Source organism: Mycobacterium gordonae, assembly GCF_001417955.2.
In the GTDB taxonomy this organism is placed as follows: Bacteria; Actinomycetota; Actinomycetes; order Mycobacteriales; family Mycobacteriaceae; genus Mycobacterium; species Mycobacterium gordonae_B.
The window spans coordinates 1-18,181 of sequence record NZ_LKTM01000012.1; the positions used below are offsets into that span (position 1 = coordinate 1).

The 18,181-nt window shown below is 69.0% G+C and carries 15 protein-coding genes and 1 pseudogene; 2 read left to right on the plus strand and 14 right to left on the minus strand.

What is annotated here, in order from left to right; genetic code table 11:
- Positions 1-3,072, minus strand: a 3,072-nt coding sequence (locus tag AO501_RS03435; protein WP_055576392.1) for a PE family protein, incomplete at its 3' end; no start/stop codon positions are given.
- Positions 3,073-3,259: 187 nt separating this feature from the next.
- Complete coding sequence (locus AO501_RS03440; protein ID WP_055576393.1) at positions 3,260-4,015, minus strand: YebC/PmpR family DNA-binding transcriptional regulator; 756 nt, start codon at positions 4,013-4,015, stop codon at positions 3,260-3,262.
- Between the two features lie 244 nt (positions 4,016-4,259).
- Here AO501_RS03440 and AO501_RS03445 point away from each other — a divergent pair, with 244 nt between their 5' ends.
- Complete coding sequence (locus AO501_RS03445; protein WP_055576407.1) at positions 4,260-5,300, plus strand: alpha/beta fold hydrolase; 1,041 nt, start codon at positions 4,260-4,262, stop codon at positions 5,298-5,300.
- On the opposite strand, the gene pdxT is transcribed toward AO501_RS03445, so the two are convergent.
- From pdxT to pdxS, 3 genes are read right to left on the minus strand one after another with little or no spacing between them, the layout of a single operon-like run.
- Entirely contained in the window at positions 5,297-5,890 is a 594-nt protein-coding gene (gene pdxT / locus AO501_RS03450; RefSeq protein ID WP_055576394.1) for a pyridoxal 5'-phosphate synthase glutaminase subunit PdxT, read from the minus strand. The two genes, AO501_RS03445 and pdxT, sit on opposite strands and share 4 nt — an antisense overlap.
- A complete protein-coding gene (gene tesB, locus AO501_RS03455) occupies positions 5,887-6,732 on the minus strand; it encodes an acyl-CoA thioesterase II (protein WP_055576395.1) in 846 nt (281 codons plus the stop codon). Before tesB ends, pdxT begins: the two co-directional genes overlap by 4 nt.
- A gap of 37 nt (positions 6,733-6,769) precedes the next feature.
- Entirely contained in the window at positions 6,770-7,666 is an 897-nt protein-coding gene (pdxS, locus tag AO501_RS03460) for a pyridoxal 5'-phosphate synthase lyase subunit PdxS (protein ID WP_156452285.1), read from the minus strand.
- A gap of 159 nt (positions 7,667-7,825) precedes the next feature.
- Here pdxS and AO501_RS03465 point away from each other — a divergent pair, with 159 nt between their 5' ends.
- Positions 7,826-9,535 (plus strand): PE-PPE domain-containing protein, encoded by a 1,710-nt coding sequence (locus tag AO501_RS03465; RefSeq protein WP_055576397.1) that lies wholly within the window; start codon positions 7,826-7,828, stop codon positions 9,533-9,535.
- Between the two features lie 94 nt (positions 9,536-9,629).
- On the opposite strand, the gene AO501_RS03470 is transcribed toward AO501_RS03465, so the two are convergent.
- The 9 genes and pseudogenes from AO501_RS03470 to AO501_RS37695 all read right to left on the minus strand — a co-directional run.
- A complete protein-coding gene (locus AO501_RS03470; RefSeq protein WP_055576398.1) occupies positions 9,630-10,652 on the minus strand; it encodes an NUDIX hydrolase in 1,023 nt (340 codons plus the stop codon).
- Entirely contained in the window at positions 10,652-11,776 is a 1,125-nt protein-coding gene (locus tag AO501_RS03475) for a glycosyltransferase family 4 protein (RefSeq protein ID WP_055576399.1), read from the minus strand. Before AO501_RS03475 ends, AO501_RS03470 begins: the two co-directional genes overlap by 1 nt.
- The gene (locus AO501_RS03480) at positions 11,776-12,726 is read right to left on the minus strand and encodes a phosphatidylinositol mannoside acyltransferase (RefSeq protein WP_055576400.1); all 951 of its coding nucleotides are present in this window, start codon (positions 12,724-12,726) and stop codon (positions 11,776-11,778) included. Before AO501_RS03480 ends, AO501_RS03475 begins: the two co-directional genes overlap by 1 nt.
- Positions 12,723-13,376, minus strand: coding sequence for a phosphatidylinositol phosphate synthase (pgsA, locus tag AO501_RS03485; RefSeq protein WP_055576401.1), 654 nt, complete (start codon positions 13,374-13,376; stop codon positions 12,723-12,725). Before pgsA ends, AO501_RS03480 begins: the two co-directional genes overlap by 4 nt.
- A 7-nt stretch (positions 13,377-13,383) precedes the next feature.
- On the minus strand, positions 13,384-13,950 hold the full coding sequence (locus AO501_RS03490) for an HIT family protein (RefSeq protein ID WP_156452284.1): 567 nt from the start codon (positions 13,948-13,950) through the stop codon (positions 13,384-13,386).
- Entirely contained in the window at positions 13,937-15,997 is a 2,061-nt protein-coding gene (gene thrS / locus AO501_RS03495) for a threonine--tRNA ligase (RefSeq protein WP_055576403.1), read from the minus strand. The genes AO501_RS03490 and thrS overlap by 14 nt, the downstream gene beginning before the upstream one ends.
- Before the next feature lie 125 nt (positions 15,998-16,122).
- The gene (locus AO501_RS03500) at positions 16,123-17,118 is read right to left on the minus strand and encodes a glycosyltransferase (protein WP_055576404.1); all 996 of its coding nucleotides are present in this window, start codon (positions 17,116-17,118) and stop codon (positions 16,123-16,125) included.
- Positions 17,119-17,293: 175 nt separating this feature from the next.
- Positions 17,294-17,917: a PaaI family thioesterase gene (locus AO501_RS03505; RefSeq protein WP_055576405.1), complete on the minus strand. Its 624-nt coding sequence runs from the start codon at positions 17,915-17,917 to the stop codon at positions 17,294-17,296.
- A gap of 35 nt (positions 17,918-17,952) precedes the next feature.
- A pseudogene (locus tag AO501_RS37695) lies at positions 17,953-18,181 on the minus strand (PE family protein); the annotation flags it as partial.

Here is an 18,181-nt window from a genome sequence, read left to right on the forward strand (position 1 = left end):
ACCGCCGGTCTGGGCATTACCACCGTCACCGCCACCGGGCCCTTGGCTGCCGCCGTTGCCGCCGGTAGTTCCCTTTCCGCCGGTGCCCCCCTTGCCGCCGACGCCGCCGACGCCGCCGTTTCCGCCGTCACCGCCGTACGTCCCGGCATTGCCGCCGGCTCCGCCCTTGCCCCCCGATCCGCCGGTACCGCCCGTCGCGGCGGTCCCGGCCGTGGTGCCGGTACCGCCGGCCCCGCCGGTGCCGCCGTCGCCGCCGTTGCCGATGATTCCGGCGTTGCCGCCGGTGCCCCCGGTGCCGCCGGTTCCGGTGGTGGTGACGGCGTCGGCGCCGGCACCGCCCTTGCCGCCGTTGCCGCCGCTGGTTCCGGAATTGCCGGCACCGCCCTTGGCGCCCGAGCCCGCGCCCGCACCGCCACCGTCACCGCCGTCACCACCGGCCGCGCCATTCGAGTTCGCCGCGTTCGAGACTCCGTTGGTGCCGCTGGTGGCGTTTCCGCCGCCCCCGCCGATTCCGCCGGTTCCTCCGTTGCCGCCCTTGCCGGCGACGCTGCCGCCCTTGCCTCCCGCGCCCCCGGCTCCGCCGCTGCCGCCGGTACCTCCGTTGCCGCCGTTCTGGCCAGCGCCGGCCACCGCACCACCCTGGGTGCCCACGCCACCGGTTCCCCCAGTACCGCCGTTACCGCCGTTACCGACGGTTCCTCCGTCGCCGCCCGCGCCGCCGGCAGCGCCGTTGAGGCCGGCGGCCGGCGCGTCGGCCCCCCTGCCGCCGTTGCCGCCGTTGCCGCCGCTGCCGGGTGCGGTGCCGGCCTTGCCGTCGGCGGCGACGCTGCTGCCGCCGCTGCTCCCGCCGGCCCCGGCGCCGCCGCCGACGCCGGGGTTGCCGCCGTTGCCACCCTTGCCGCCGACTCCGCCGTTGACACCGATCGTGCCGTCGCGGCCGTTGCCGCCGCTGCCGGGAGTCCCGCCATTGCCGCCGTCTCCGCCCACACCGCCGACGCCGTGCGCCCCAGCCGTGCCTGCCGGCGCGCTGCCGCCGACGCCGCCGGCGCCACCCGCTCCGCCGTGACCGCCGTTTCCACCGCTGGCGCCGTTGCCGCCGTTTGCGCCGGCGGTGAAGCCGTCGAACCCGTCGAGGCCGTTGCCGCCGTCGGCTCCCCGGCCGCCCAGGCCGCCGGCACCGCCGGCGCCGCCGTTGCCGGCCTTTGCTCCACCATTGCCCCCGGCACCGCCGGCGCCGCCCGCTCCCCCGTCGCCGCCGTTGCCGGGATTCGTGCCGGAGAAGGCAGGGCTGCCGGACATGCCTTTGCCGCCGTCTCCGCCGGCACCGCCGTTGCCGTACAGCCCGCCGTTTCCGCCGGCGCCGCCATTGCCGCCGGCCTGACTGGTGCCGATCGCGTCGGAACCGTTGCCGCCGCGGCCGCCGTCGCCGCCGCTCGTCGGACTGGTACCCGCGGCGCCGGCCGCTCCGGCACCGGCTTTGCCACCCCAGCCGCCGGTACCGCCCACGCCGCCGACGCCGGTATTACCGCCGTTGCCGCCGTTACCACCGGCACCCCCGTTGACGCCGTTGGCGCCGTTGCCGCCGTTGCCGGGTGCTCCACCGTTGCCGCCGGCTCCTCCGGCGCCGCCCAGTCCGTCACCTCCGGTGGGGGTCAGCAGGCTGTTCACCCAGCCACCGGCACCGCCCGCACCACCGATGCCGCCACCGCCTCCGGCGCCGCCGTCACCGCCCCACTGGCCATTCGCGCCGGCGGTGAGCGCGCTGGCCCCGGTACCGCCCGCTCCGCCGTCGCCGCCGTGACCACCGAGGCCGCCTGACCCGCCGGTGCCGATGAACGCACCACCGCGGCCGCCGGCGCCACCGGCGCCGCCGTTTCCGCCGACCGTGCCGGACACGCCCGCGGGTCCGGTGGTGCCGACGGCTCCGTTGCCGCCGAGGCCACCGGTGCCGCCGTTGCCGTACAGCAGGCCGCCGAGGCCACCGTTGCCGCCTGTGCCCCCGTGGATCGCCGCCGAAGCGCTGCCGTCCCCACCGACCCCTCCGGCGCCGCCCATGCCCAATACCCGCGCGTTTCCACCGAGGCCACCGGCGCCGCCGCCCGGACCGGCACCTCCTACGCCGCCATCCCCGAACACTCCCGCGGTTCCGCCGGCTCCGCCCGCTCCACCCGGACCGCCCTGACCGGCGCCGCCGGTCCCGCCGGCGCCCCCGTTTCCGATGAATCCGCCCTCTCCGCCCAGGCCACCCGCACCACCGAAGCGTCCGTCACCGCCGGCGCCGCCCACGGCGCCGTTGCCGAACAGCCCGTCTGTACCGCCGCCACCGCCGGCCCCGGCTGTACCGCCGGGCGCGTTCCCACCGGCCCCACCGGCGCCCGGATCACCGAAGATGAAGGAATGGCCGCCGCCCCCGCCATTGCCGGCGACCCCTAGCGCTCCGGCCTGCCCACCGGAACCGCCGACACCGCCGTTGCCCCAGAGCAATCCACCGTTCCCACCGCTACCGCCGCTGCCGGCCAATCCGCCCGGTGTGGTGGCGGCGCCGCCGGCGCCGCCGACACCGCCGTTGCCGATCAAACCCGCGGCGCCACCGGCACCACCGTTCTGCCCGAACGCCCCGGACCCGCCCGATCCGCCATTGCCATACAGAAAACCACCGGGCGCTCCCGCCGCACCTGTTCCAGGAGCACCACTGGCGCCGTCGCCGATCAGCGGACGTCCGAAAAGCAGCTGCGTGGGCGCATTGATGGCGCCCAGCACCTGCTCCTCGACGACCTGCAGCGGGTTCGCGTTGGCCGCCTCCGCGATGGCATACGCGCCGCCGGCTGACTTCAGACTCTGGACGAAGCGCTCGTGGAACTGTGCAGCCTGCGCGCTGAGAAGCTGGTAATCCTGAGCGTGGGTGCCGAACAGCGCCGCGATCGCCTCTGACACCTCGTCGGCGCCGGCCGCCAGCAGATTCACCGTCGGCGCCAGCGCGGCCGCGTTGGCGGCACCGACCGCCGAACCGATGCCGGTCAGATCGACCGCAGTTGAAGCCAGCAGGTCCGGACTCGCGATAACAAAGGACATCGGACGCTGCCTCTCATCCACCCCGGTCAATAAAGCGAAATCCCCGGGAAGATGATCACGACGAGCGGGCAATGCCCGCAAAGTCGAATTGCACAGATCCGGCAGCCTGCACAGTGCACACTGCACAGCTCGCGGCAAACCCCTTAGACGGGGCGCAGTTTCGTCCTACGGCGGGCCGCTGGCAGGGTCACTCCTCGTCGAGAGCGGCCAGCACCTCGTCGGAGAGGTCGACGTTGGTCCAGACGTTCTGCACGTCGTCGCTGTCCTCCAGCGCATCGACCAGCTTGAACACCTTGCGGGCGCCCTCGACGTCGACCGGGACACTCACGGACGGCTGGAAACTCGCCTCGGCCGATTCGTAGTCGATGCCGGCATCCTGGAGCGCGGTTCTGACGGCGATCAGATCGGTCGGCTCGGAGACCACTTCAAAGCTGTCGCCGAGATCGTTGACGTCCTCCGCGCCGGCCTCCAGCACCGCGGTCAACACGTCGTCCTCGGTGAGGCCGTTCTTCTCCAGGGTCACCATGCCTTTGCGGGTGAACAGGTAGGCAACCGAACCAGGGTCGGCCATGGTGCCGCCGTTGCGCGTCATCGCCACCCGAACCTCGCTGGCCGCGCGGTTGCGGTTGTCGGTGAGGCACTCGACGAGAACCGCGACGCCATTGGGCCCGTAGCCCTCGTACATGATGGTCTGGTAGTCGGCGCCACCGGCTTCCTCACCCGCGCCGCGCTTGCGTGCCCGCTCGATGTTGTCGTTGGGAACCGACGTCTTCTTCGCCTTCTGGATGGCGTCGTACAGCGTCGGGTTGCCCGCCGGGTCACCGCCCCCGGTACGGGCGGCCACCTCGATGTTCTTGATCAGCCGGGCAAACTCCTTGCCGCGACGCGCGTCTTTGACGGCCTTCTGGTGCTTGGTGGTGGCCCACTTGGAATGGCCGCTCATCGGTGCCTCTTACCTCTTTCGCTGGAAAAGTTCGCCTAGCGAGTCTACGTGGCGGCTTCGACACACCGAGCGTCGCGCCGGGGTGGCACCGCCGGTTCGAGGGCAACCGCGGCGCTCGACATGAGAGCAGGGGGACCGGCCGGCTCCTCGGTACTGCACGGCGAGTTTCATGTTGCGTTGAAATTAGTTTCAACGTATCGTGAATCTAGCGGTGAATCCGCCGTTCAGCGAGCAGAGGATGGTAATGACAACCGCGATCGCGACGACACCGCAGTACAGCGACCTACCCGAGCGGATCGTGCCGGCGTTGGCCTCCTACCGACCTGACGCGGCGCGCGTCGAGGAAAAGCTCGCGCGGTTCCGCGATGTGCCACCGCGCGACCCGGACGCCGACGGCGCCGTCGAGCAACTCGACGGAGTGACCTTCACCCACCGGTTCACCGAGGTCGAGGGAGCCGACGGGGAGGCTGTCCGATTCCACTACGTCGAGGCCGGCCCCTCGACCGGTGAACCCGTCGTATTCCTGCACGGACTGCCGGACTCCTGGTACCAGTGGCACCACCAGATGGCCGCGTTGGCCGGTCGCTACCGTTGCGTCGCCTTCGATCTCAAGGGCTACGGGCAATCGAGCACCGCGGAGGGCGACTATCGCCACGAGGCGGCGGCTGAGCAGCTGGTGGCCGCCTTGGACCGCATCGGTGTCGACCGGTTCAACCTGGTCACCCACGACCGCGGCAGCGTGCAGGGTGACTTCGTCGCCGCCAACCATTCCGACCGCGTGTTGCGGTACGGCCGCGGCGAGCAGCACCTCTACCACTTCCACCCGGCATTGGCCCCGCAGGCCGCGATGTTTCGGGATTCGCCGTTCACGGGGTTGATGGCCGACCGGACCCGCTTCGTTGTGCTGGTCTACACGTGGATCGGACACATCGACCTGCCCGACGACGAAATGCGGCGGGTGATCCAGGAGTTCAGCTACCCGGACATCGACAAGGCGGTCCCCCGTTACTTCAACACCGCAACCTTCCGGACGGAGTGGATCGCAAGGCGAACGCGCCTCCTCGATCGCTGGACGTGCCCGGTGATGGTGATCCAGAGCCACGAAGGCACCGTCCAGCCCCGCGAGTATTACCTCGACGCCCGCGACCACATCCCCAACGCGGCCGAAGTCCTGATCCGTTTCGTCGACGCGGGTCACTTCTGGACGCTGGAAGACCCGGCGACCACCACTGCGCATCTGCGCGAACTGCTCGCGCTGCCGGTAGCCGACAAGCCGGCGATCTAGCGGCCGGTCACCATGTCCACGAACATCTGATGCACCCGCCGGTCGCCGGTCACCTCCGGATGGAACGCCGTCGCCAGCACCGCACCCTGGCGCACCGCGACGATGTGCCCCGCCGCCCGCGCCAGCACCCGCACACCGGGGCCAACCCGCTCCACCCATGGCGCCCGGATGAACACCGCACGCACCGTCCCGTCCAGGCCTTCGAACGGGATGTCACCCTCGAACGAATCGACCTGACGCCCGAAAGCGTTGCGCCGCACCGTCATATCGATCCCGCGTAGCGGCAGCGCTGCCCGGCCGTCCGCGCCGGCGTCCAGGATCTCGCTGGACAGCAGGATCATGCCGGCGCAGGCACCGTAGGCGGGCAGCCCGTCGGCCAGCCGGGCCCGCAGCGGGTCGAGCAGGTCGAAGTCGCGCAGCAGGTGGCTCATCGCGGTGGACTCGCCGCCGGGTATCACCAGCCCGTCCACCGCGTCCAGTTCGGCGCGGCGGCGCACCGTGATCGCCTCGGCGCCGGCTTCACGCAGCGCGGCCAGGTGCTCGCGGGTGTCGCCCTGCAGTGCGAGCACGCCGATCAGCGGCGCACTCACTGGGTGGGCGGCTGGTATCCGCGCTTGAAGCGGGTCAGCCCCTCCTGCATCACCGCGGCCACCATCTCACCGCTCTGGTTGAAGATCTTGCCCTGGCACAGCGACCGGCCCCCGCCGGCCGACGGCGAGGACTGGTCGTAGAGCAGCCATTCGTCGGCCCGGAAGGACCGCATGAACCACATCGCGTGGTCCAGCGACGACACCTGCAGATGTTCGCGCTCGGCCATGTGGGTGACCTGCGCCGAGCCCAACAGCGTCAGGTCGCTCATGTACGCCAGCGCGCAGATGTGCAACACCGGGTCATCGGGCAGCGGATCGCGGTGGCGGAACCACACCTGTTGCTGAGAAGCCTTGCCCGGCAACAGTTTCAGCTGCTCGCGCGGCACGATGCAGACGTCCCATTCCTCGAACTGCTTGAACCCGGCGTCGTCGAAGACCTTCACCGAGGACAGCCCCGGCAGACCGTCCGGTGGCGGCGCCGCCGGCATGGCGTCCTGGTGGTTGATGCCTTCCTGGTCGGTCTGGAACGACGCCCCCATGCTGAAGATGATCTCGCCGTGCTGGATCGCGTTGACCCGTCTGGTGGCGAACGATCCACCGTCACGGGTGCGCTCCACGATGAAGACCGTGGGTTCCTTGGCGTCTCCGGGGCGCAGAAAATAGCCGTGCAGCGAATGAACCTGGTAGCGCGGGTCGACGGTGCGCACGGCCGACACCAGCGACTGTCCGGCCACGTGCCCGCCGAACGTGCGCTGCAGGAAGCCCGACTCGGGGCTGAACACGCTGCCGCGGTAGATGTTGACCTCGAGTTGTTCGAGATCGAGGATCTCTTCGATCGCCACGGACTGTTTTTACCAGCCGCCCGTCACCAGCCGCCCGTCACCAGCCGCGCTGCGCCAGGCGGTGCGGCTGCGCGATCTCCTCGACGTTGATGCCGACCATCGCCTCCCCCAGCCCGCGGGACACCTTGGCCAGCACGTCGGGGTCGTCGAAGAACGTGGTGGCCTTGACGATCGCCGCGGCGCGCTGCACCGGGTCGCCGGCCTTGAAGATCCCGGACCCGACGAATACGCCTTCGGCGCCGAGTTGCATCATCATCGCCGCGTCGGCGGGGGTGGCGATACCGCCGGCGGTGAACAACGTCACCGGCAGCTTGCCGGCCCGCGCGACTTCGACCACGAGGTCGTAGGGTGCCTGCAATTCCTTTGCGGCAACGAATAATTCGTCTTCGGACAACGACGTGAGCCGGCGGATCTCGCCGCCGATCGCGCGCATGTGCGTGGTGGCGTTGGAGACGTCGCCGGTGCCCGCCTCACCCTTGGAGCGGATCATCGCCGCGCCCTCGCCGATGCGTCGCAGCGCCTCGCCGAGATTGGTGGCGCCGCAGACGAACGGCACGGTGAATTGCCACTTGTCGATGTGGTGGGTGTAGTCGGCCGGGGTGAGCACCTCGGACTCGTCGATGTAGTCCACGCCGAGGCTCTGCAGGATCTGCGCCTCGACGAAGTGCCCGATACGGGCCTTCGCCATGACCGGAATGGTGACGGCGTCGATGATGCCCTCGATCATGTCGGGGTCGCTCATCCGCGACACCCCGCCCTGCGCGCGGATGTCGGCGGGCACCCGTTCCAGCGCCATGACCGCGACAGCACCCGCACCTTCGGCGATGCGGGCCTGCTCGGGGGTGACGACGTCCATGATGACGCCGCCCTTGAGCATTTCGGCCATGCCGCGCTTGACGCGAGCCGTTCCGGTTTCGGCTCCGGTTTGGCTCAAAGCCGACTGGGCGCCGTTCTGCTGGCTGTTCACTACTCTCCTTGAATTTCGGGAAGTGACCACCAGTCTAAAGGGGGCCGACAACCGGAATTACCGGCAGCGCAGGCCCACAGTGCCTTAAGCTCCGCGTTGTTGGCCAGCGAGTTGGGAAGCCTCGCGATGAATTTCGCCGTTCTGCCGCCGGAACTCACGTCGGCGCGCATCTTCGCCGGTGCCGGGCTGCAACCCTGGCTGTCGGCGGCCGCGTCCTGGGACGGGTTGGCCGCCGAACTGGATGCCGCGGCGCGTTCATTCGCGGCGGTCACCTCGGGACTGGCCGACAGTGCCTGGCAGGGACCGGCGATGCTGGCGATGACGCGGGCCGCGGGCCCGTACCTGACGTGGTTGACGACGGCGGCGGCGCAGGCGGGGCGGACGGCCGCGCAGGCACGGGCAGCGGCCGGCGCCTTCGAAACCGCACAGGCGGCGGTGGTACACCCGGCGCTGGTCGCCGCCAACCGGTCGGGCCTGGTCTCGCTGGTGGTGAGCAATCTGTTCGGCCAGAACACCCCGGCGATCGCGGCCGCCGAGGCCGCCTACGAGCAGATGTGGGCCCAGGACGTGGCCGCCATGGCCGGCTATCACGCGCAGGCGTCGGCGGTGGCCGAACAACTGGCCGGCGCCTACGCGGCCACCGGCCTGCCCGGGCTCAGCATCGACTGGGCCAAGGGCACCTTCAACCTGGGGTCGGGCAACCAGGGCGCCAACAACATCGGGTTCGGCAACATCGGCAACGGCAACATCGGCGTCGACAACCGGGGCGACGGCAACATCGGCTTCCAGAACAGGGGCAACTGCAACGTCGGGCTCATCAACACCGGCAACGGGCTGATCGGTTACGGAAATCCCGGCGACGGCAACATCGGTATCAACCTGATCGACCTGAAGCCGGTCGGGGGCGGTAGCGCGACCACGTCGGCCCTGCTCATGGGCGGCACCGGCCCCAGCCCACTGCCCTGGTCGGGCTTTCAGACACTGGCGAACAGCTTCATCACCCCGACCCACCCGGCCTACGACGCGCAGTTTCTGGTGACCCCGTCCAAACTGTTCCCGATCACCGGGCCCACCAGCCTGACCTTCGACGCCTCGATCGCCGAGGGGATGCAACGACTCAACGCCGCGATCATGAACCTGCACGCGGCGGGCAAGGACACCGTCGTCTTCGGGCTGTCGCAGAGCTCCACGGTGGCGACGCTGGAGATGCGCTACCTGCAGTCGTTGCCGGCGGCGTTACGGCCCGGGACCGACGAACTGTCCTTCGTGCTGGTCGCCAACCCGAACCGGCCCGACGGCGGCCTGCTGTCCCGGTTCACGGGCCTGTCCATCCCGTTCATGGGGTTCACCTTCAACGGCGCCACGCCTGCCAACGTCTACCCGACCGTCGACTACGCGATCCAGTACGACGGCGCCGCCGACTTCCCGCAATACCCGCTCAACCTGCTGGCGACGGCCAACGCGCTGGCCGGCTTCGCCTACATCCATCCGTCGTACTCGCTGTCCGCCGCCCAGTTCGCGTCGGGCATCGTCCAGCCGGTGTCGCCGGGCAGCCTCACCGATTACATCCTGATCCCGACCCACGACCTGCCGCTGCTCAATCCGCTGCGTGCGGTGCCCTTGATAGGGAATCCGCTGGCCGACCTGGTGCAGCCCGACCTGCGGGTGCTCGTCGAGCTGGGCTACGACCGCACCGCCTACCAAGATGTGCCGACGCCGGCCGGGTTGTTCCCGCAGGTCGATCCGGTGTTGCTGGCCGCGCAGCTGCAGCAGGGCGCGATACAGGGGATCAACGACGCGCTGGGCGGATTCGGGCTCCCGGTGCGCCTGCCGTGAGGCGGCGAAACTGCGGTCGTGGCCGTGGGACTGCGTACAGATCGCCCTTCCCACCTCGAACCACACCGCTGGCGCAGTCTCGGCGAACGGGGCGTCAGCTGATCGACTGCGGCGCCACGGCATCCCGCGGGGCCGAGTCGACCAGCTGGTTTGCCCTCGGCAGCAGCTCACCCAACTGCCGTGGGTAGACGATCTCGCCGGCGGCGGCCAGTTCGGCGATGTCGGCGGGCCCACACCAGCGCGCGCCGTGAATGTAGCTGCGTTCCAGCGCCGTGCGCCCGTCCAGTGTCGGCTCGAACCGCCGGGTGCGGTGTACGAGGTAGAACTCCTCGCTGTCGATCATCGATCCGTTGAACTCGAAGACCTCGTCGCGCCGCCAGACGGGTCCGATCAGATCGGCCGGCGCCACCTGCAGACCGGTTTCCTCGGCCAGCTCGCGGGCGGCGGCTTCGGCCAGTCGCTCCCCCGGCCTGACCTCGCCGCCGACGGTGAACCACCACCGCGGTGCGTGGGCGATGGCGGGGTCCGAACCGCACAGCAACAGCACCGCGCCGTCCTCATCGAGCAGCACCACCCGAGCCGAGGTGCGGTGGTTGAGCTTGTCGCCGGTGTGCCGCTGCGCGTGCGGCCGTTCGGCGATCTCGAAATAGGTTGGCAGCGGCGCCCTTCCGCCGAGATGGAACAGCCGCACCATGCGCCGCTCGGCCAGCACCAGGGTGTCGCGCACCGCGTCGTTGTGGAATCGGCGGGCCAGCAACACCCGCGCCTCGGCGTCAGCCAACTCGGCCACCAGCGCCGCCGGCACCGACGCCGGGTCCACCAGCGCCAGCGCGGCCGACAGCTCGTTTTCGGCGGTCTCCCGCATGCTGCGGGGCGCACGCTCGGCGGCGTCGGCCAGCGCCGCCAACCGCTCCCCCTCGGGCGAGCCGCCGTAGGCATCGATGGCGACCGCCCGCGCCACCACCGCGCGCCGCGCGAGCGCGCTGTCCAGCGCCTGCCAGGACAGGTCGTAACGGACGTTGAGCCGGTCCAGCCGGTTGGCCCGCTGGTAGCCCCAGGCGCCGAAGACCACCAGCACCACGAACAGCAGGACGCCACCGACGATCAGCCACACCATCAGCTGGCCACCTGCACCTTGACCCCCGACCCGGCCACGGTCTCGTAGACCCGCATGATCTGACTGGCCACCACCGACCAGTCGTAGCGGTGCACCGCCTCACTCCCGGCGGCGACGTATCCGGCCCGCAGCGCGTCGTCTTCCAGCACCGTGATCAACGCCTCGGCCAGCGCTTCTCCGTCTTCGATCGGAACCAGCCTGCCGAGCTCTCCGTCCTGCAGCACCCGCCGGAACGCGTCCAGGTCGCTGGCCACCACGGCGGTGCCGGCCGCCATCGCCTCGACCAGGACGATTCCGAAGCTCTCGCCGCCGGTGTTGGGCGCGCAGTACACGTCGGCGCTGCGCATCGCCGATGCCTTGCCCGCATCGTCGACTTGTCCGAGGAAACGAATATGATCGACGAATTCGCTTGCTTGGCTTCGTAATTCGTCCTCGTCGCCACGTCCCACGATCAGCAGCTGCACGTCGGGAAAACGCTGCACCACGGCGGGCATGGCGGTCAGCAGCGTCGCCATCCCCTTGCGCGGCTCGTCGTAGCGTCCCAGGAACAGCACCGTCCTGCCCGGCCGCGGATAGCCGTCCAGCAGCGGCGCGGAGGCGAACGATTCGACGTCGACGCCGTTGGGAATCTCCACGGCATCCGAGCCCACCGACTCCATCTGCCAGCGCCGCGCCAGGTCGGACACCGCGATCCGGCCGACGATCTTCTCGAACCTGGGCCGCAGCATGCCGCCCAGCACCGACATCGCCACCGACTTGGTAGTCGAGGTGTGAAACGTCGCCACGATCGGGCCTTCGGCGATGTCCAGGGCCAGCAGTGACAGGCTCGGCGCACCCGGCTCATGCAGGTGCAGCACGTCGAAATCGCCTTCGGCGAGCCACTTCTTCACCTTGCGGTAGGTGACCGGGCCGAACCGCAGCCGCGCCACCGACCCGTTGTAGGGAATGGGGACGGCTTTGCCGGCGGACACCACATAGTCGGGCAGTGAAGTGTCCGGGGACATCGGCGCCAGCACACTGACCTGATGTCCGCGATCGGTCATCACCTCGGCCAGCTGCAACACGTGCGACTGCACCCCGCCGGGCACGTCGAACGAGTAGGGGCAGACCATCCCGATCCGCATCAGCCGTCCTTCAACCAGGCCTGCCGGTCGTCCGACAGATCCGCCAGCCACTGCGGTTGCAGCATGTGCCAGTCTGCGGGATGGGCAGCGATATTGCGCGCGAACTCATCGGCGAGCGCCTGGGTGATGGCGCCGACGTCGCCGCTGCTGCAGTCCAGCGGCGTCTGCATGTTGCATTCCCAGCCGTCGCCGGAGAACCAGCAGTGCGACGGCAGCAGTGCCGCGCCGGTCGCGATCGCCAGCTTGGCCGGCCCCGCGGGCATCCGGGTGGGTTCGCCGAAGAAGTCGACCTCGACGCCGGTGCGGGTGAGGTCGCGTTCGGCCATCAGAGCCACGATCTGATTGTCCCGCAGCCGGTCACAGAGCACCTCGAACGGCGGTCGGTCGCCGCCGGAGTGCGGGATGACCTCGAAGCCGAGGGTCTCCCGGTAGTCGATGAAGCGCTGGTACAGCGATTCGGGCTTGAGGCGCTCGGCGACGGTCGCGAAGGTGTCGTAGGTCTGCGCCAGCCACACACCGTTCATGTCCCAGTTGCCGCTGTGCGGCAGTGCCAGCACCACACCGCGGCCGGCAGCCAACCCCGCGTTGAGGTTGTCCTGGCCGTGGGTTCCGCTGTCGAGTTGGCGGGTCAGCTCGCGCAGATCCATCGTCGGCAACCGGAAGGCTTCTCGCCAGTACCGGGCATAGGACGCCAGCGAGGCCCGCATCAGTGAGTCCGGTACCCGGGCCGGCGTCGTCCCGATCACGCGGGCCAGGTTCTTGCGCAGCTGCTCGGGTCCGCCGTTGCGAGCCGCATAGCGGGCGCCGGCCTCGAATGCGTTGCGCGCGGCGAACTCCGGCAGCACCCGCACGGCGCGCCAGCCGGTGGCGTAAGCCCAGTCGGTAGCCTTGCCGGTCAGCAGGTCGCGGGGCCGGCCGGGCAGTTTCAGACCTACGGATGGCGGTATCACTGCTCGTTCTTTCCTGGGATGGGGATACGGTCGACGGCCCCGGGCGAGGTGCGGACCGCGTACAACCGCTGCCCGCAGGTGATCACGCTCAGGACAGCCAGCAGCCACATGCCGATGGGCAGGGCCGGCGGCCAGGCGACGAACGGGAAGTCCGAAACCCCGGCCCCGACCAGCACGAGGATCAGCCGTTCCGGACGCTCGATGAAACCGCCGTCACCACGCAGTCCGCTGGCTTCGGCCCGGGCCTTGATGTACGAGATCACCTGGGAAGTGACCAGGCAGATCAGCGTCGCCGCGGTCAGCAGCTTGTCGTGCATGTGAAAGGCGATCCACCACGCCAGCCCGCAGAACACCGCGCCGTCGCTGATGCGGTCGCAGGTGGCGTCGAGCACCGCGCCGAACCGGGTGCCGCCGCCGCGGATACGCGCCATCGCCCCGTCGGCCATGTCGAACAGGGTGAAGAACCAGACCACACAGCCGCCGATGAACAGCTTGCCCATCGGGAAGAACACCAGCGCCCCCGCCATCGAACCGACGGTGCCGATCACGGTGACGATGTCCGGGGTGAGACCGACCTTCAGCGCGGCCCGGGCCACCGGGTCGGTCGCGCGGGCAAAGAACGCCCGGGACAGAAACGGCAGTTTGCTCATCCGTGCCTCATGGCTGCTTCGCCCACTCGTCGGCGAGCAACCGCCGGGTCTCGCGCAGCAGCTGCGGGATCACCTTCGAGCCGCCGACGATGGTGATGAAGTTCGCGTCGCCGCCCCACCGGGGGACGACGTGCACGTGCAGGTGCTCGGCCAGCGAGCCGCCCGCCGAGGTGCCCAGATTCATCCCGACGTTGAAGCCGTGCGGTCGGGATACGTTCTTGATCACCCGGATCGCCTTCTGGGTGAAGGCCATCACCTCGGCACTCTCGGCTTCGGTGAGGTCCTCGAGTTCCGACACCCGCCGGTAGGGCACCACCATCAGGTGGCCGGGGTTGTACGGATAGAGGTTCAGTACGGCGTAGACGAGTTCACCGCGGGCCACCATCAGGCCTTCTTCGTCGGACATCTGCGGGATGTCGGTGAACGGCTGACCGCGGTCGGTGCTGTCCCGGGTCGCGGGCGACTCGGCCAGGTAGTTCATCCGGTATGGCGTCCACAACCGCTGCAGGTGGTCCCGCTGGCCGACGCCGCGGTCGTGGATGGTGTCCTCAGCACCGGGGTCACTCACGGCCAGCCTCCGGGACTTTCACCAGTTCAGCTGTGGGAGCGGCGTTTTCGCGGCGGCGGATCCAGTCGACGATAACCGCCACCGCGGTGTCGCGCGGCACCCCGTTGATCTGGGTGCGGTCACCGAAGCGGAAGCTGACCGCGCCGGCCTGCACGTCGCGGTCGCCGGCCAGCAGCATGAACGGCACCTTGAGATTGGTGTGGTTCACGATCTTCTTGGCCATCCGGTCGTCGCTGGTGTCCACCTCGACCCGAACGCCGTGCGATTTCAGTTCTGCCGCAACGTCTTCCAGGTAGGGTATGTGTTCGTCGGCCACCGGTATGCCGACCACCTGCACCGGGGCCAGCCAGGCCGGGAACGCGCCCGCGTAGTGCTCGGTGAGAATGCCGAAGAACCGCTCGATGGATCCGAACAACGCGCGGTGGATGAGCACCGGGCGCTGTCGCGATCCGTCGCTGGCGGTGTATTCCAGTTCGAAGCGGTCCGGCATGTTGAAATCGACCTGCAGCGTCGACATCTGCCAACTGCGCCCCAGCGCGTCCTTGACCTGAACGGAGATCTTGGGTCCGTAGAACGCCGCGCCGCCCGGGTCGGGCACCAGTTCCAGACCCGAGGCCTCGCCGACCTCGCGCAGGATCTCGGTGGCCTCTTCCCACACCTCGTCGGAGCCGACGTATTTCTCCGGGTCCTTGGTGGAGAGCTCCAGGTAGTAGTCGTCGAGCCCGTAGTCGGCCAGCAGGTCGAGCACGAACCGCAGCACCGAGGTGAGTTCGTCGCGCATCTGGTCGAGGGTGCAGTAGATGTGGGAATCGTCCTGGGTCATTCCCCGCACCCGGGTCAGACCGTGCACGACGCCGGATTTCTCGTACCGGTAGACGCTGCCGAACTCGAAGAGCCGCAACGGAAGTTCGCGATACGAACGGCCGCGCGACCGGTAGATCAGGTGGTGCATCGGGCAATTCATCGGCTTGAGGTAGTAATCCTGGCCGGGTTTGCGCACGGTGCCGTCCGGGTTGAACTCGGCATCGAGGTGCATCGGCGGATACATCCCGTCGGCGTACCACTCCAGGTGCCCCGAGGTGATGTAGAGCTGTTCCTTGGTGATGTGCGGGGTGTTGACGAACTCGTACCCGGCCTGCTCGTGCTTGCGGCGCGAGTACTCCTCGAGCTCCCGACGGATGATGCCGCCCTTGGGATGGAAAACCGCGAGGCCGGAACCGATTTCGTCGGGGAAGCTGAACAGGTCGAGTTCGGCGCCCAGCTTGCGGTGGTCGCGGCGCTGGGCTTCGGCGATCAACTCCAGGTGGCGGTCGAGCGCCTCCTGCGACTCCCATGCGGTGCCGTAAATGCGTTGCAGGCTGGCGTTGTTCTGGTCTCCGCGCCAATACGCGGCCGAACTCCTGGTCAGCTTGAACGCGGGGATGTGCTTGGTGGTCGGGATGTGCGGTCCGCGGCACAGATCGCCCCACACCCGCTCGCGGGTGCGTGGATTCAGGTTGTCGTAGGCCGTGAGCTCGTCGCCCCCCACTTCCATCACATCCGGGTCGCCGGACTTGTCGTCGACCAGTTCGAGCTTGAACGGCTCGTTGGCCAGTTCCTCGCGCGCCTCGTCCTTGGACACGAAGACCCGCCGGTCGAACAGCTGACCTTCCTTGACGATCTGGCGCATCCGCTTTTCCAGCTTGTCCAGATCGTCGGGCGTGAACGGTTCGGCGACGTCGAAGTCGTAGTAGAAACCGTCGGTGATGGGCGGGCCGATGCCCAGTTTGGCGTGCGGGAACAGATCCTGCACGGCCTGGGCCAACACGTGCGCGGCCGAGTGCCGGATGACGCTGCGACCATCATCGGTGTTGGCCGCCACCGGGATCACCTCGACGTCGGCGTCGGGCACCCAGCTGAGGTCGCGCAGCTTGCCGTCCGCGTCGCGGACGACCACGACCGCGTCGGGCGACCCACGCCTCGGTAGCCCCGCCTCGCCGACAGCGGCCGCCGCGGTAGTCCCGGCAGGCACCCGGATCGGGGCTGTCTGGACGTGGTCTGCGGGGGCGCTCATTGCGTGGTTCTCCCTGGCTCGGGCGTGGTCGGGGACGCGGCGGAATCGATCGCGACCATGCTATGCCGACCAAGAGGAGCCCAAGCCGATGACCCCGCGGCGGTGCAGAAATCGGCGCGCCGGCCCTAGGAACCGAGCATTGCCGCGGCCACCGGCAGCCTCGGCGTACGGGCCGGGCGCAAGGTACGGCTCCGGACACCCTCCGGCCGACCGACCGCCGGCCCATGCCCGTGCTGGTGGCGCTGCCGGTGTTGCAGCCGCGCCCCCGTGAAACGGTTGCTTTCACCGTCGTAGAAGAAACGCAAGATATGGGCCGGGAAATACCCCAGCAACAGAATCGCCACGGTCATCAACGCGGAGCGGCTATTGACGTTGTGCGTCCTCGCGGTTCTCAGATAACGCGTCGCGTAGTGATAGAAATCGCGCGGGGAATTCTCCACCCGCCGGCCTGAGCAGCCGGCAACCAACGTCGGCTGGTATTCGATCGCGAAGCCATTCTTGAACAAGGTGAGGGCGAGATCGATATCTTCGTGCAGTTGGTCCTCAAGATCCAGTCGGGTGAGGTGACGGATGGCGCGCCACGCCGAAGTCCGCATTGCCATATTCGAGCCGAACAGGAACCGTTGGTCCCGCGCCTTGCGGTGCAACCTGCCCCGGACGGCGCGATCGAGCCGAAAGACCTTTTGCCGCAACGGCATATCGTAATACCAGACCGGGCCCGTCACCGCGTCGACAGCGGGATCCCGAAATCGGCGCCGGATCGTCTCAACCCAATCGGGAGCGAGGCGGGAATCGGCGTCGATCCTTCCGATGACGGTGCTGCGCACGCGGTCGAAGCCGTAGTTTCGGGTCGGCGCGATGCCCTGGTATTCGTCCTGGGTCAGCAACCGTATGTCGATGTGACGGTTTTGGGCCTGGAACCGGCGCACGATCGTCGCGGTGTCGTCCGTCGACCGGTTGTTGACGACGATTATCTCGTCCGGCAGTGATGTCTGACAAAGGCAGGATGCAAGACACCTGCCGATGAATCGTTCCTCGTTATAGGCGGGAATGACAATCGCTACCGAGACTCCCGATCCACCGGATAACCGGGGACTTACCGCATTCAAAATTTCGGTCATGGCCCGACCCACTGTCCCTGCTGCCGCCTGTTGCCCGATGCGCCCCGGCGAGATGCGGTGGGGATGCCCTGGTCGATCAGCGAGCGGCCACCAATCGACCCGCATTCATATTCGACACCTATGCAATGGTTTGTCAAGGAAATTGTTTTTGAAGGATATTCAGATTAGGGCGGAGCTACGGCTGCCCCGGCTTGAGCCGCACAAACAGCGCGTTGGCCTCGGTTAGCAGGGTGTCCCCGTCTCTCAATCGGGCAGACACGAAGATCTTGCGCCCGTCTTCGCTGTCGACGCCGGCGTCGAACTGCAATTCTTTTTCGATCGGCACGATCTGGCGGTAATCGATCTTCAGGTATGCGGTGCGCTGACGGCGGCTACCGGTCAGCACCGAGGCGGTCAGCCCGAGCACCGTGTCGAAAAGCATGCCGAGCGAACCGCCGTGCACGGCTCCGTTGCGGCCGAGGTGGAACCGGGCGAACCGGGCCCAGCCCTCGACGCGGCCGTCGTCCGTCTTGTGCGCGTTCATGGGAATGGTCAGGACGTTCCCGCGCATCGGCAGATCCATCCGGCGACCTGACGGCGATTGCCATTCGTCGGCGTCGAAGGGCGCCAGCAGGGCCGACAGTTCCTCGAGCCGGTCCGCGGCCATAGTGATCACGTCGTCGGGCGCGTCGACGGCGCGGGCGTGATCCTGCAGCCTGCGCACCCCCTCGACGAACCGGTGGTAGTCCGGGCCGCCTTTGTCAGTGGGCTCGGGCGGGTTGAATCCCCCGCCGGGGTGCGGGACCCGGTCGTGTGTCACCAGGACACCGTATTCGACCCCGCACCGGCTGCCGGCTAGCCGGGTTGGCCGGAGGCTCCCTGACCGCCGGCCTTGCCATTGACGCCGTTCAGACCGCTGGCCGTGTTTCCTGCTCCCTTCGCGCCGCCTATCCCGAAGTCGCCACCGGCACCGCCCGCACCGCCCGTTCCGCCCTGGCCAGTCGCACCGTTGGCGCCCTGCTGACCGAACAGCAACCCCCCGGCACCGCCGACGCCGCCGAGACCGCTGCCTCCGCCGTCACCC

Excerpts from the sequence above, each read along its gene's own strand:
- AO501_RS03440 (WP_055576393.1), bottom strand. The coding sequence starts at position 4,015 with ATGAGCGGCCATTCCAAGTGGGCCACCACCAAGCACCAGAAGGCCGTC.
- AO501_RS03445 (WP_055576407.1), top strand. The coding sequence starts at position 4,260 with ATGACAACCGCGATCGCGACGACACCGCAGTACAGCGACCTACCCGAG.
- AO501_RS03465 (WP_055576397.1), top strand. The coding sequence starts at position 7,826 with ATGAATTTCGCCGTTCTGCCGCCGGAACTCACGTCGGCGCGCATCTTC.
- AO501_RS03470 (WP_055576398.1), bottom strand. The coding sequence starts at position 10,652 with ATGGTGTGGCTGATCGTCGGTGGCGTCCTGCTGTTCGTGGTGCTGGTG.
- AO501_RS03475 (WP_055576399.1), bottom strand. The coding sequence starts at position 11,776 with ATGCGGATCGGGATGGTCTGCCCCTACTCGTTCGACGTGCCCGGCGGG.
- pgsA (WP_055576401.1), bottom strand. The coding sequence starts at position 13,376 with ATGAGCAAACTGCCGTTTCTGTCCCGGGCGTTCTTTGCCCGCGCGACC.
- thrS (WP_055576403.1), bottom strand. The coding sequence starts at position 15,997 with ATGAGCGCCCCCGCAGACCACGTCCAGACAGCCCCGATCCGGGTGCCT.
- AO501_RS03500 (WP_055576404.1), bottom strand. The coding sequence starts at position 17,118 with ATGACCGAAATTTTGAATGCGGTAAGTCCCCGGTTATCCGGTGGATCG.